This window comes from Metabacillus hrfriensis, assembly GCF_030127205.1.
In the GTDB taxonomy this organism is placed as follows: Bacteria; Bacillota; Bacilli; order Bacillales; family Bacillaceae; genus Bacillus_P; species Bacillus_P dongyingensis.
The window spans coordinates 5034555-5049378 of record NZ_CP126116.1; the positions used below are offsets into that span (position 1 = coordinate 5034555).

Here is a 14824-nt window from a genome sequence, read left to right on the forward strand (position 1 = left end):
TTTCTCACCCATCCTTTCACACAGACAAACCCTGTATGAATAGTGTGTATTTCTTAGCAATATTATACTCAAAGGATATCCAAAAAAATCTATTTTTATATCTTAAACAGTAACGAGAGGCGTTGGGTTTTTAGGATCTGTATCGTACAATTCAAACTGTTCGCCGGACATGAATCCTTTACTCGCAAGAGTCTGCTCCACAGACATCCTTGCGAGCTCTTTCATATTGTTGTCTTTGCTTAAATGCGCAAGGTAAATTCTTTTTGTTTTATCTCCGATTACATCGGTCATTGCAAGCGCAGCATCTTCATTTGATACATGGCCGACATCGCTTAATATCCTGCGTTTGACACTCCACGGATAGTGACCCATTCTGAGCATGTCCACATCATGGTTGCTTTCAAAAACAAAGGCATCCGCATTATCAATGATCCCTTTCATTCTGTCACTCACATACCCTGTATCCGTAATTAGTGCCAGCTTCTTGCCCTCATGGTGAAAGGCATAAAACATCGGCTCTGCTGCATCATGCGACACGCCGAATGATTCTACATCAAGTCCTCCAAATGACTGAACGGTGCCCGTTTGGAAAATAAACTTTTGATCAGGATGAATGGCTCCAATCTGCCCCTCCATCGCATTCCACGTTTTCTCATTCGCATAAATCGGCAAATTGTATTTTCTTGCAAGAATCCCCAAACCTTTTATATGATCACTGTGCTCGTGGGTAACCAGAATACCGGATAACTGATTGATTTTCTTTCCGATCATCTGAAACAGCACTTCCATTTGTTTTCCGCTGAATCCCGCATCAACGAGCAATGAATGCTGATCTGTTTCTATATAAGTGGCATTGCCCGTGCTTCCGCTTGCGAGAACACTGAATTGCAAGCTCATCGTTTCTCACTCCAATTTTTCATTAGATCGGATCACTTGTCCTTCTAATGCATTAACATAATAATCTTCTTTATCATTTACAACGATATGCCACGTTGGCGCCAGAATCTGTTCTCCTGATAAAGGAAAAGGTGTATAGTAGCCAAATTGCACCTCTGTCACTTTGCTGTTTGGCTTTAAATCATTTTTGTTGTAGAGAGCCTCCAGTGCCTTGAGGGCAGGGAGGGTGTCCTGTCTTTCTTCCAGGTCCTCAATATTTTCAAGCATTGTCTGCTCATAGCTGACAATCTGATTCTTATCATTTAAATAGAGGGTCAGCATTCCGATGTTTTGATCAGTAGAAAGGTCCTGAAAGACCATTCTATCATTATATGTTTGAATATAGACAATCGTATTTTTGACTTTATCAGTCTTCCATAAGACATATTGATCTCCGTACAGAATGTTCTCGCGGACTATCTGATTCAATTTGGTCTGAGTATTTGTCTCAGGCAGTCCAATCGGCTTTTCAAATTCTGCTTTTAATCCGGTGAAGTTATTTTCAACATTAAGAATCTCCTGATTGGATAATGCCTTCAGTTCTTCCTCTGAGAAAACCTTGCTTTCAGCTGTGATGTAAGCCCCTTTTTCATTTCCTTTAGGAAGCTCGCCGTAGGTAATTCCCTCAGCTGCAAGCTGTTCTTCAATCGTAGCTTTTTGAATGACGTCATATCTGCTGTTTGTAATGATAATATTAAAATATTGTATCGCTAAAAATGTATTCAGAACCAGAAATGCCAGTATAAAAATGGATTTCGTCTTACTCCAATCCATCAGTTTTACCTCCAAGCGTTTCATTTCCTGTTTGCAGTTTTATAAATTGGCCGCTCACCGTTTCAGCGTACCAGTACGGCTTAAGTTCAACAATTCTCGGTTCTGCAGTTGCAGACATTTCATAAGCAGGAAATACCCGCTTCACATTTTCTTTTTCAATGGACTTTTTCTGCTCAAGCAGACTCAGGATTTCTGTGCTGTTTGGCATTTTCACTGCATTCCGAACAAATCCTGTATCCAAACCGTATAGAGGGCGCAAATATGTCGCAATTTCGTTATTGCCCCAGCGCATGGAAATTTCAGTCGGTCCAAACGTATTGGTGTTATTTTCAAACACTGGAATAAAGTCAACCATCAGACGAAATGAGACGAGCTGGCTGTCAGGATCCATGTTGTAAAACTGATACTCATCTGTCCAGCCGCCATGATCGTTTAAGAACTCAATGCTTTGTTTCATAGCTTTGCCCCGTTCAATAAACATGCTCGGATCAATGGTCGGATTGACAAACCTTAATCTCTCCTGGCTTGGATAAACGGTCAGTAAGCTTGTCCCGTCTGTATAGACGTTCTGAGTAGGCTTCATTTCTCTTCTTACATAGCTTGGATTCGTAAAGAGCGCCTGTTTGAAATCCTCACCGTTAATGGATTCAATGATATACTTCCTCTGATCCAATTCAATTTTGCCCTCTGGAAGAAGCAAGTTCTTATCTTCTGGGAGATCTATTGAAACGTAAGGGTCCAGGTTTTCCTTTTTTTCAATGATGGATGCTATGAAGTTTTTTGCATTTTCGCTGCTGATCGATGCTTCATATACCAGTCTTTGCTCTACAGAAACGAAAATGATTTTTTGCGGCTGATTTGCTTTTCCCTGCGGCAGAACAATCCGGTCAAAAGAAGAGTAGATTGTTTTTTGCGATTTATATTGAAGGATAGATTGAAAGATTTCAAATGGAATTTTGTCACTGAAAATAAATTCTATTTTTTTCGTTTCACTTTTTCCATTCAGCCACTCATCAAGCTGATCAGAGGTATATCGGTTTGAGACATTTTTCACTTCACTGATATTCCAGTTTCTCAGCTGATTCCATAGGAAATCAATATGTTCAGCTTTAAACGTCCCATAATGCTCGGTATTTTGATGGACAAACATCTGATAGGGACGGATCACATTGGCCGGCTCTTTTTTCTCTTGGCTGATAGGTTCATTTTCTAAATACTGGCTGTTTTGTATAAAGTCATAGTTAGGCTTAAAGGTCCACAGATTATACGTAAAAAACACACTGGAGCAGACCAGGAGCACTAATATAACTGTTTTTACTTGTTCACGATTCATCCCAATCATCCTCTTGATCCCGGGTAAATGGAAGAGTAAATAAGATCGTTGTCCCTTTTCCTTCCACACTTTTCGCCCATATTTCCCCGTCATGCGCACCGATCATCTCTTTTGCTATAGCAAGGCCGAGACCTGTTCCACCGAGCTTTCTTGTCCGCGCTTTGTCTACACGGTAAAAACGCTCAAATATCTTGTTCTCAGTTCCTTTTGGAATTCCCATCCCCTGGTCTGTTACGCTGATTTGAAGCTTATCCTCATGAACTTCAGCCTTAAAAGTTATCAGACCGCCCTCTGGTGAATATTTGAGAGCATTGGAAATAATGTTATCCAGCACTTGAGTAATCTTATCAGGATCAATGTCCACATAAAGTTTTTCCTCGGGCAGCTTGCGCAAAAAAGTCACGTGCTGTTCCTTTGTCATCTCAAAGCGATCAATAATCTGATTGAAGAAATTGGTAAAGTTAATCCATTCTTTATTGAAGCGATAATCTTTGCTGTCCAGTTTTGAAAGCTGCAGCAGATCATTAACAAGACGAATCATTCGTTCTGTCTCATTTTGAGTGACGTTTAAAAATTGAGGAGCAATTTCTTTGTCTTCCCAGGCTCCATCGGCAAGTGCTTCTAAGTAGCTTCTCATAGTCGTAAGCGGTGTTCTGAGTTCATGAGATACGTTTGCTACAAATTCACGTCTTTCCTCATCAATTTTTTCCTGTTCAGTAATATCATAAATAACGGCAATCAGACCATTATTCCATTTTTGCTCTTTTTGAATAACTGAGAAGTTAACTCTCAGGATGTACGGCTTATCTTCAGTACTTGCATCTAAAATAAGTGAGTCCTGCTGTTCAATCAAACTATCAAACGTATACTCATCTTCAATTCCAAGGATTTTAGTAATCGGCACCTCATAAACAGTTTCACGTGAAACATTAAGCATTTCCAGGGCAGGATTGTTAACTAGTATGACTTCCCCAGTTCGATTTGTTGCGATGACGCCATCTGTCATATGCGCAATAACAGATGCCAGCTTCTTGCGTTCTCCTTCTGTAGATGCTTGTGCTTCTTCAAGTTTATCCGTCAGATTATTAAACGTGATTGCAAGCTGGCCAATTTCATCCTCGCCGTATACTCTAACTTTTCTGGAGAAATTGCCCTTAGCAAGCTCAATCGCCTGTTTTCTCATATCAGACATTGGCCTTGTAATAGTACGTGCAAGGAATACACCCAGAATAGCGGTAATTGCCAAGGAAATACCTGTCCCAGTAGCCAGGATTCCATTAATCACCCGCATTTGAGAAAAGACTTCTTCCATGGAAGCGACTAGGTAAAGAGCACCAATGGTTTCTTGGTCTATATTTTTAATAGGGGTTGATGAAATCCATACTCGTCTGCTTGTATCACGTTCAATATAGACTTTTTCATCAGGCTTTTCGAATACAAGCGTCCGCTTTACGAGAACTTCAGTCGTCCTTTTCCCGATAATATCACTATTATTCGGATCTGATGTAGCGATTACGCGGCTATTTTTATCAATGACTCTAATTTCCTGAATTTCATCCTTTGCAAAATCCTTTAAAATAGCCGTGATATCCTCTTCTAGTGTCGGAAATGTGTCTGCAGAATCTTCTGTTCGTTCTTTTGTCATTTCCTGTTCTATGCTGTAATTAATGAAATTAATTCTTTGTGTAATGGAGGTGTTAAAGTTTTCTGTTAAAGATCTCTCAAGCTGCTGTACAAAATAGACTCCAATGATCTGCATGGCAATCATGATCAGAAGCACATAAACCATGACGAATTTAAAATGAATTGATCTAAAAAAACCTACTTTATTCATGAAACCTACTCCTGTTCAGGGTTTCGCAAGTAATACCCGACACCTCTTCGTGTCACAATCCAAGTCGGATGACTCGGGTTATCTTCGATTTTCTCCCTAAGTCTGCGAACAGTCACATCTACAGTGCGGACGTCACCAAAATAATCATAGCCCCAAACGGTTTGAAGAAGGTGTTCGCGCGTCATGACTTGTCCGATATGTTTGGCTAAATAGTGAAGCAATTCAAACTCACGATGAGTCAGTTCAATTGTTTCACCTCGTTTAGAGACGACATACGCATCAGGATGAATCGTTAATGAACCGATTTCAATTTCATTTTTATCTGTTTGCTGTTCTGGAGGAAGAGCCTGCAATCTTCTTAAATTGGCTTTTACGCGAGCTAAAAGCTCTCTGGTGCTGAACGGTTTTGTTACATAGTCATCTGCGCCCAGTTCAAGTCCAAGCACTTTATCAATTTCAGAATCTTTTGCTGTCAGCATGATAATTGGAATTTCGTGTTTTTTCCGGACTTCACGGCATACTTCCATTCCATCTTTATTCGGAAGCATAATATCTAAAAGGATGAGATCAGGCTGAATTTCTTCTACCATTTCCAGTGCTTCATTTCCATCATAGGCACAAAATACTTCATAACCCTCTTTTTTTAAGTTAAATTGCAGAATGTCTGCAATCGGCTTTTCATCATCAACAACTAAGATTTTCTTTTCCATGGCCAATCGCCCCTTTTATATAAGGTGTTTCTTTCCTTATTCTTAATTTACCACTTCTACCTAACAGATTCATCTTTTCAAGGCGTATTTATTTTTAGCTATTTCCTAAATGTGCCGCGGTGAACCAGCGGAAGTCCGAAAAGAGGTAAGTACGTTGAACCCGCTAAATTTTCAGCCTCAGCCTTATTTATTTCAGTGAAGACAAAAACTCGGCATTTTGCCGAGCTAAAAAGAGGAAAACCTCTAGCAAAGCTAGAGGTTATTTTTTCACGTAATCAAGCGGATTTTTCAATTTTCCATTCTGGTAAACTTCGAAGTGCAAATGAACACCGGTAGAACGTCCAGTAGATCCCATCACACCGATTTTTTGTCCTTGAGATACTGTTTGACCTACTGAAACCGAAATAGAGTCTAAGTGAGCATAAGCCGTTACCATTCCATTGCCATGGTCAATTTCAACTTTATTTCCATAAGCTCCAGAGTTGCCTGCAAAAATTATTTTTCCATTGTCGGCAGCTTTAATCGTACGATCGCTTGGACGGGCAATATCTATCCCTTTATGCATTTTCCCCCAGCGGGTTCCAAGCTTGCTTGAAACATATCCGCCTACAGCGGGCCATGCTAATGAACCGTTTTCGCGTGAAGGAACGATTTTCGTGCCTTTGACGATAATTTCTTTTACTGGTTCAGTAAGGGTTTCATCTTTTGTGGTTTCACGTTTCACTTCATTGCCATTTTCTTTAAAAACAATATAATTTAACAGCTTTTGACCGTCTTTACCTTCTTGCTTCGTTTCCTTGTCGCCTTTGAACATAGTAGAATCTTCAATCACTTCTGTTTCATAGGCAATTGCTTCTTTCTTTGATACTTCTTCTTTTACAAGTACATTTGTAAATGGTTTATACTCTTTTACATTCAATTCTTCTCCAGGCTTAATGACATCTTCATCTTTTAAACTTGGATTCAGTGCTAGCAAATCTTCTAAAGAAAGCTTATAATCAGCAGCTACTTCACTGAGTACATCTGTATCATTGACTTTATGCTTTTTCTCTTCAAGTGTTCCTTTTTCAAGAAGCTTTAAGCCTTCCTCAGCAGTAATCAGCTTGTCGGGAGAAACTTTTTCTTCAGTTACTGAAACTTTATCAGAAAAGGAAACGTCTAATATACGTGATTGGTTTTCTTTAATAGGCTGCAGAGGCACGGTGGAATCTTTTAGTGTATCCAGCTGCTTTAAAACTTCCTCTGAAACATATTTGCCTTTAAATTTATTCAATACGCTTTCGGCTTCTTCTTTGTTTTTGAAGTAAGCAACGTTTTTATCGTTTACTTTAATGGAAGCAGCTACTGCCACAACATCAAGTTCTTCATTCAGTTTGTTTAACGTTTCATCATTATTCGAAACAGGACGAAACATTTGTTCAGGGATGATTTCAATTTCTTCAACCGTTAATTGATAATCTTTATAGTTCTTTTTGGCCTCATCAATTTTCTGCTTTGAAAGGTCATCAATTAACTGCTGACTGTCTACTGTACCAGCTAGATCTCCATCTAAATAGACATGATAAACGGTTTCAAGTTTTTCTTCTGCAGATGCTGATCCAATGCCTAATGACAGACCTCCAGCAAATGCCAAACTAAAAAAAGCCTTCTTCATTATGTTGTTATTTGTATATTGAGTGTTGTTTCCAAAGGATCCATTTATGCGCTTAAACACGATTTAATTTCCTCCCAATTAACCACTGCTAAGTACTTTATCTATCATTTTATAAGCAAATAGTTCTATTTCGACAAAATTCTATTTTTTTACCACTATATTAAATTAGCATATTATCAGACAATTACCTAGTGATTTTGAAAAATGTAACATTTCTGTATTATTGGTGTCATAATTTACTGTTTCCTGTAAATATATGCCCATTTAACAAGGATTTTTCATGACAAAAAAGTCACAAAAATAAAAAAGACATGCATCCTAAAAGGATCATGTCTTTTTGAGTGGCTCGGGACGGAATCGAACCGCCGACACAAGGATTTTCAGTCCTTTGCTCTACCGACTGAGCTACCGAGCCATGTTTCAGTATGTGGTACAACATTTTTTTCTTCTTGGAACCTTCGCCCAAATTTCAGGGAAGATTAGCCAAGCACAATATTATGTAAAACACTGTTTATTACCGGACCTTTATTATTATAATTCAAGTCTTGCAGAAATACAAGGAAATTTTCGAATAATAGCGGCAGATTATTTATTTTGGCAGTACTTATCATGTAATATAGCCAATTTAAAAATTTCGAATCAGGCTGAAAATTTTTCAATATCAGCTGAAAAAATCCAAAAAACGGCTACTCCAATTATAAAAAAAGATCGAAAGGAGGCTAGCCCCTTTCGATCAGCTGCTTAGCTATATACGCTTCTTACAACGTTTGTTTGTGTTCTGTCAGGGCCCACTGAGAAAACTGAAAGAGGGATGCCTGTAAGCTGGGATACACGCTCGATGTAGTTGCGGGCATTTTGAGGAAGTTCACCAAGGTCGCGAACGCCTGTGATGTCTTCTGTCCAGCCTGGAAGTTCCTCATAGACAGGCTCGCACTCAGCTAATACTTTAAGGCTTGCAGGGAAAGATTCCATGATTTCGCCTTTGTATTTGTATGCTGTACAGATCTTCAATGTTTCAATGCCAGTTAATACGTCAATGGAGTTTAATGATAAATCCGTAATTCCGCTCACACGGCGTGCATGACGGACAACGACGCTGTCAAACCAGCCAACACGGCGTGCACGGCCTGTTGTTGTACCATATTCACGGCCAACTTCACGAATATGATGGCCAATTTCATTATCAAGTTCAGTTGGGAACGGGCCGTCACCAACGCGTGTTGTATATGCTTTAGAAACACCGACAACATGGTTGATTTTCGTTGGTCCTACACCAGAACCGATTGTAACTCCTCCTGCTACCGGGTTTGAAGAAGTAACAAATGGATAAGTACCTTGATCGATATCAAGCATAACACCCTGGGCACCTTCAAATAAAACGCGTCTGCCGCCGTCAAGAGCATCGTTCAATACAACAGCTGTGTCACAAACGTACTGCTTGAACTGCTGACCGTACTCATAGTACTCATCAAGGATTTCCTCAATCGTGAATCCTTCTGTCTCGTAGTACTTTTCAAGCATGCGGTTCTTTTCTTCAAGATTTCTAGTTAATTTTTCTTCAAACGCTTCACGGTCTAATAAGTCAGCGATGCGGATTCCTACGCGTGCTGCTTTATCCATGTAAGCAGGGCCGATTCCTTTTTTCGTTGTACCGATTTTATTGGCGCCTTTGCGTTCTTCTTCTACTTCATCAAGCTTTAAATGATAAGGAAGAATCACATGCGCGCGATTGCTGATGCGAAGATTGTCTGTGCTGACTCCGCGCTCGTGAAGATAAGCAAGCTCTTTAATTAGAGCTTTTGGGTCTACTACCATTCCATTGCCGATTACACAGGTCTTTTCACTGTAAAAGATACCTGATGGAATTAAGTGGAGCTTATATGTTTCACCGTTAAATTTAATCGTATGTCCAGCGTTATTCCCGCCTTGATAACGAGCAATAACCTCTGCATTTTCTGAAAGGAAGTCGGTAATCTTTCCTTTACCTTCATCTCCCCATTGTGTTCCAACAACTACTACTGAAGACATTAATGTGCACCTCCGGTTTTTTGAAACTCTTTCTCTTTTCGCACTACCAAACAAGCTAATTTTACCAGCAGAACAGAAGAAAGTCAACGAAAAGACGAACATTATTAAGATTACATTTTAATTTCGTTCGTAATATATCGTAATTGCAAATGATTTTGTTCATCTTTACATAGATTCCCCCTGTTTTTAGGGTTTCATTCCAGAGCAAGGATGTGTGTTGTAGTTTGAAGAGCGTTTAAAAATTGTAGTTGTAACTATAAATTGGGTGATCGGTTCTTATAAGTGTGCAGCACTTAGTGTGGGCTGCAACATGAGATAAGTGTTTCATAACCGAGTCAGCAGCACTTAATATGGGCTATAACATGAGGTTAGTGCTTCATAGCCGCATTTGCCGCACTTAATGTGGGCTTCAGCACAAGATTTGTGCTCCATAACCGGGTTTGCAGCACTTAATGTGGGCTTCAGCACAAGTTTTGTGCTCCATAACCGGGTTTGCAACACTTAATATGGGCTTCAACACAAGTTTTGTGCTCCATAACCGGGTTTGCAGCACTTAATATGGGCTATAACATGAGGTTAGTGCTTCATAACCGAATTTGCAGCACTTAATGTGGGCTTCAACACAAGTTTTGTGCTCCATAACCGGGTTTGCAACACTTAATGTGGGCTTAATCACTAGATTTGTGCTCCATAAACGGGTTTGCAGCACTTAATATGGGCTTCAACACAAGATTTGTGCTCCATAACCGAGTTTGCAGCACTTAATGTGGGCTTCAGCACAAGATTAGTGCTTCATAACCGCATTTGCAGCACTTAATATGGGCTTCAACATAAGTTTTGTGCTCCATAACCGAGTTTGCAGCACTTAATGTGGGCTTCAGCACAAGATTTGTGCTTTATAACCGAGTTTGCAGCACCTAATATGGGCTTCAACACAAGATTAGTGCTCCATAACCGAGTTTGCAGCACTTAATGATGGCTTCAACACAAGATTAGTGCTCCATAACCGCATTTGCAGCACTTAATGTGGGCTTCGACACAAGATTTGTCCTCCATAACTGAATTTGCAGCACTTAATATGGGCTGCGACACGAGGTTAGTGCTTCATTACCGCATTTGCAGCACTTAATGTAGGCTACAACACGAGGTTAGTGCTTCATTACCGCATTTGCAGCACTTAATGTAGGCTACAACACGAGGTTAGTGCTCCATAACCGCATTTGCAGCACTTAATGTGGGCTACAACACGAGGTTAGTGCTTCATTACCGCATTTGCAGCATTAAACACTATGATATTTGGCATTAACACGCCATTTGCAGCACTAAAAGAAATCACCGAAACAAGATAAACACCAGTCTTCTATGCACTCAGCCGTATTTTCTGTGCATTCTTCCAGCAATCTCCTGAAAAGAGGGACCTCAACTGTACTCAATCCACCGCGAAATGCCCAATCATCGTTGTTCCTTCAGCTATTTTTACAAAAAAAAAGCTGTCAACAGCGACAGCTCTAAGCACCTGGCGGAACGCCGGCATCATCGAATCGCCGTTCCAAGTTTACGAATTTATTGTATTCCTTTACGAAAGCTAGACTGACCGTACCGACTGGTCCGTTACGCTGTTTTGCAATGATGATTTCGATGATATTTTTATTTTCGGATTCCTTATCGTAGTAATCATCACGATATAAGAAAGCAACAATATCCGCATCCTGCTCGATACTTCCTGATTCACGGATATCTGACATCATTGGACGCTTGTCCTGACGCTGTTCAACTCCCCTTGATAGCTGTGATAGGGCAATAACAGGAACTTTTAATTCCCTGGCAAGGGACTTAAGTGTCCGTGAAATTTCAGATACTTCCTGCTGACGGTTATCTTTATTTCTTCCGCTTCCCTGAATCAGCTGCAAGTAGTCAATCAGAATCATCCCAAGACCGCTTTCCTGTTTGAGGCGGCGGCATTTTGCACGGATTTCACTTACCCGGATGCCTGGAGTATCATCTATAAATATACCCGAATCCGACAAGCTTCCCATCGCCATGGTAAGTTTTCCCCAGTCTTCAGGAGTCAAGTTGCCGGTACGCAAATTCTGTGCATTTATATTGCCTTCAGCACAAAGCATCCTCATGACGAGCTGATCTGCCCCCATCTCAAGACTGAAGATCGCAACGTTCTCATCTGTTTTCGTTGCCACATTTTGTGCGATATTCAAGGCAAAAGCGGTCTTTCCGACAGAAGGACGGGCAGCTACAATAATCAGATCATTTCGCTGAAAGCCGGCTGTCATTCTGTCGAGCTCTGTAAAGCCTGTGGCGATTCCAGTGATGTCTCCTTTTCTTGTGTGGAGCAATTCAATGTTATCGTACGTTTGAACAAGAACATCTTTAATATTCTGGAAAGCTCCGGCGTTTTTCCGCTGTGAAACCTCCATAATGTTTTTCTCGGCTTCATTTAATAAAACATCTACTTCATCTTCACGGGAATAACCGTCTTGAGCAATCGTTGTAGCTGTTCGGATCAATCTCCGCAAAATCGACTTCTCTTCTACGATTCTTCCGTAATATTCAATATTGGCAGCAGTTGGAACCGCATTTGCCAGATCACTTAAATAAGATACTCCGCCGATTTCCTCTAATAAATTGGCATCAGCAAGCTCAGAGGTTACTGTTACTAAGTCAACAGGCTCCCCTTTATCCGCAAGCTTCAGCATCACATTGTAAATCTTCTGATGAGATGCTCTGTAAAAGTCTTCTGGAATCAAAATTTCAGAAGCGGTGATTAAAGATGCGGGTTCTAGAAAAATCGCTCCGAGTACAGCTTGCTCCGCCTCAATATTTTGTGGAGGAATCCGATCATCAAACATTTCATTCATGATGATCACCGTCCTTATCATTTAATTAGAAAAGCGCAAGCGCCTTAGTCAGCTCCGGCAGGCAGATCCATTCTGACCGGGGCGTTCGGCGATGCAGCTAGACATGGATGAACAAAACCTTATATTTCTCTATAATAAGAAAAAATGTGATGCTGCGAAAAGAAGCAGCATCCATTCACACATCACATTTATTAAACTGATTATTTTTGTTCTGTTACGTGCACCTTAACAGTAGCTGTTACTTCCGGATGCAGTTTTACCGGCACATTTGTATAGCCTAAAGCCCGGATCGCATCTGGCAGGTCAATTTTTCGTTTATCAACTTTATGGCCATGTGATTTCATAAGCTCATCAGCAATTTGCTTGCTTGTAATAGATCCGAATAAACGGCCGCCATCTCCTGATTTCGCCTTAAGTTCAACCGTTAAGCTTTCAAGCGTCTCTTTTAGTTCAACAGATTTTGCAAGCTCTGCAGCCGCTTCTTTTTCTTCTTTTTTCTTTTGACCTTGAAGCTTGCTGATTTCTGCCTGATTGGCTTCAATCGCAAGTCCCTGCTTAATTAAAAAGTTATGTGCATAGCCGTCAGCTACATTTTTAACTTCTCCTTTTTTCCCTTTACCTTTTACATCTTTTAAGAAAATAACTTTCACGACTTAGTTCCTCCTTCTAAATACTCTTCGATCGCATGATTTAATCTTTCTTCTGCTTCAAGCAGTGATACATGTTCAAGCTGTGTAGCCGCATTTGTGAGGTGACCCCCGCCATCTAATGCTTCCATGATCAACTGCACATTGATATCCCCAAGGGAACGGGCACTGATGCCGATTGTGTGCTCATTTCTTCTCGCAAGAACGAATGACGCCACAACACCGCTCATTGCCAAGAGCGTATCTGCTGTTTGCGCAATGATGACCTGATCGAAATAGTCCTCTGAATCAGGATCTGACTTTGCGATGGCGATGCCATCTTTAAGCATGTTGGTATTTTGAATGATCTTTGACCGCTTTACATAGTGATCAATATCTTCTCTCATAAATTTTTGCACGAGAATGGTGTCAGCCCCTTTAGACCTTAAATAGGAGGCTGCATCAAATGTACGGGAACCCGTTCTGAGAGTAAAGCTTTTAGTATCGACTATAATGCCTGCGAGCAAAGATGTGGCTTCAATCATGTTCATTTTCAGACGTTTTGTCTGATATTCCAGGAGTTCTGTCACAAGCTCTGCTGTTGAAGAAGCATATGGCTCCATGTAAACCAGCAATGGATCCTTAATAAACTCTTCACCCCGGCGGTGATGATCGATGACGACAACATTGTCCACTTTATTCAGCAGCTTTTCATCGATGACAAGTGACGGCTTATGGGTATCCACAACAATCAGAACTGTGTCATCTGTAGAGATTTCCAAAGCTTCTTCTCTTGTTATAAAACGGGACCACAAATCAGAATGCTGCTTTACTTCCTGAATCAGCCTCTGCACGCCTGTATCAATCTCGTTTTGATCCAGAACGATAAAGCCTTCCTTTTCATTCACCTGAGCTACTTTCAGAATGCCGATGGCTGAGCCTATCGAATCCATATCGGGGTATTTATGGCCCATAATGATAACTTTGTCGCTTTCTGAAATAATTTCAGTCAGCGCATGCGAGATCACTCTTGCACGCACCCTCGTTCTTTTTTCCATCGGATTCGTCTTGCCGCCATAAAACTTCACTTTTCCGTTCGTCTGCTTAATGGCAACCTGATCTCCACCGCGTCCTAAAGCGAGATCAAGACTTGATTGAGCCAAATCCCCAAGCTCAGTAAGGGACGGCACACCGGAGCCTATACCGATGCTCAATGTGAGGGATATATTTTGAACCGTCGTCTGTTCTCTTACTTCGTCAAGAATCGAAAACTTTCCTTTTTCAAGCTTTATTAAAATATTTTCATTGAGAATTGCCATGAAGCGCTCTGATGACGTTCTTTTCAAGAAGATGCCGTTGTCGGTTGCCCATTTATTCAGCAAGGAGGTTACTTGACTATTAATTGTGCTTTTCGTCTGGTCATCCAGGCCTTGAGTGACTTCATCGTAATTATCAAGAAATATAAGTGCAAGAACTGTCCGCTCATCCTCATACTGCTTTTCAATTTCTGTCTGTTCCGTAACATCAAAGAAGTACAGCAGTCTTTCCTCGCGCTTGATGATTACTTTAAACTTCCGTTCGTGAAGAGTTATGGTTTCTGTATCTACTTCCTGCTTCACAAGGGGCACAAGTGATTCGGCTACATCATACATGGACCTGCCGACCAATGTGTCTTCATGGAAACAGGATGTCAAAAACGGATTAGTCCATTCTATATGATAATGTTCGTTAAAAAGCATAATTCCTATAGGCATTTCCATTAAAGCTTCTTCGCCAACCCGCTTCAAACGGTAAGAGAGAGTCGAAATGTAGGTTTCCATCTCAACCTTCAGCTTTTTATCGGCTATTTTCAAAAGAAATAAGATCGCACCTAATAGAAAGACCCCGGCAACACCAATCATCCATCGATAATAAAAGATGATGATGATGGAAATCGCGGTCAGGCCAATTAATGCAAATAGGGGATACCTGATAAACGGTTTTTCGTAAAAACTGGGCATTTTGTTTCAGCTCCTCAAACAACAGTGAAACATACGTAAGACTGCGGCTTACTCCT

The 14824-nt window shown here is 40.6% G+C and carries 10 protein-coding genes and 1 tRNA gene; all 11 read right to left on the reverse strand.

Going from position 1 to position 14824, the window contains the following annotated elements:
- Positions 1-102: 102 nt before the first annotated feature.
- Positions 103-897 carry an MBL fold metallo-hydrolase gene (locus tag QLQ22_RS24850; RefSeq protein WP_223438813.1) on the reverse strand — a complete coding sequence of 265 codons (795 nt, stop codon included), beginning with the start codon at positions 895-897 and terminating at the stop codon, positions 103-105.
- 6 nt (positions 898-903) lie between these two features.
- Complete coding sequence (locus tag QLQ22_RS24855; RefSeq protein WP_223438814.1) at positions 904-1710, reverse strand: two-component system regulatory protein YycI; 807 nt, start codon at positions 1708-1710, stop codon at positions 904-906.
- The gene (locus tag QLQ22_RS24860; RefSeq protein WP_223438815.1) at positions 1697-3043 is read right to left on the reverse strand and encodes a YycH family regulatory protein; all 1347 of its coding nucleotides are present in this window, start codon (positions 3041-3043) and stop codon (positions 1697-1699) included. The genes QLQ22_RS24855 and QLQ22_RS24860 overlap by 14 nt, the downstream gene beginning before the upstream one ends.
- Entirely contained in the window at positions 3033-4877 is a 1845-nt protein-coding gene (gene walK, locus QLQ22_RS24865; protein ID WP_223438816.1) for a cell wall metabolism sensor histidine kinase WalK, read from the reverse strand. The genes QLQ22_RS24860 and walK overlap by 11 nt, the downstream gene beginning before the upstream one ends.
- Before the next feature lie 5 nt (positions 4878-4882).
- The gene (gene yycF, locus QLQ22_RS24870; protein WP_223438817.1) at positions 4883-5587 is read right to left on the reverse strand and encodes a response regulator YycF; all 705 of its coding nucleotides are present in this window, start codon (positions 5585-5587) and stop codon (positions 4883-4885) included.
- Positions 5588-5846: 259 nt separating this feature from the next.
- The gene (locus QLQ22_RS24875; protein WP_284015784.1) at positions 5847-7301 is read right to left on the reverse strand and encodes a M23 family metallopeptidase; all 1455 of its coding nucleotides are present in this window, start codon (positions 7299-7301) and stop codon (positions 5847-5849) included.
- A 282-nt stretch (positions 7302-7583) separates the two neighbouring features.
- Positions 7584-7656, reverse strand: a tRNA-Phe gene (locus QLQ22_RS24880).
- Positions 7657-7982: 326 nt separating this feature from the next.
- The gene (locus tag QLQ22_RS24885) at positions 7983-9269 is read right to left on the reverse strand and encodes an adenylosuccinate synthase (protein WP_223438819.1); all 1287 of its coding nucleotides are present in this window, start codon (positions 9267-9269) and stop codon (positions 7983-7985) included.
- Positions 9270-10777: 1508 nt separating this feature from the next.
- Positions 10778-12142, reverse strand: coding sequence for a replicative DNA helicase (gene dnaB, locus QLQ22_RS24890; RefSeq protein WP_070878898.1), 1365 nt, complete (start codon positions 12140-12142; stop codon positions 10778-10780).
- 200 nt (positions 12143-12342) lie between these two features.
- Positions 12343-12792, reverse strand: a complete 450-nt coding sequence (rplI, locus tag QLQ22_RS24895; protein ID WP_223438820.1) for a 50S ribosomal protein L9 — start codon at positions 12790-12792, stop codon at positions 12343-12345.
- Positions 12789-14768, reverse strand: coding sequence for a DHH family phosphoesterase (locus tag QLQ22_RS24900; RefSeq protein ID WP_223438821.1), 1980 nt, complete (start codon positions 14766-14768; stop codon positions 12789-12791). Before QLQ22_RS24900 ends, rplI begins: the two co-directional genes overlap by 4 nt.
- Positions 14769-14824 lie beyond the last annotated feature (56 nt).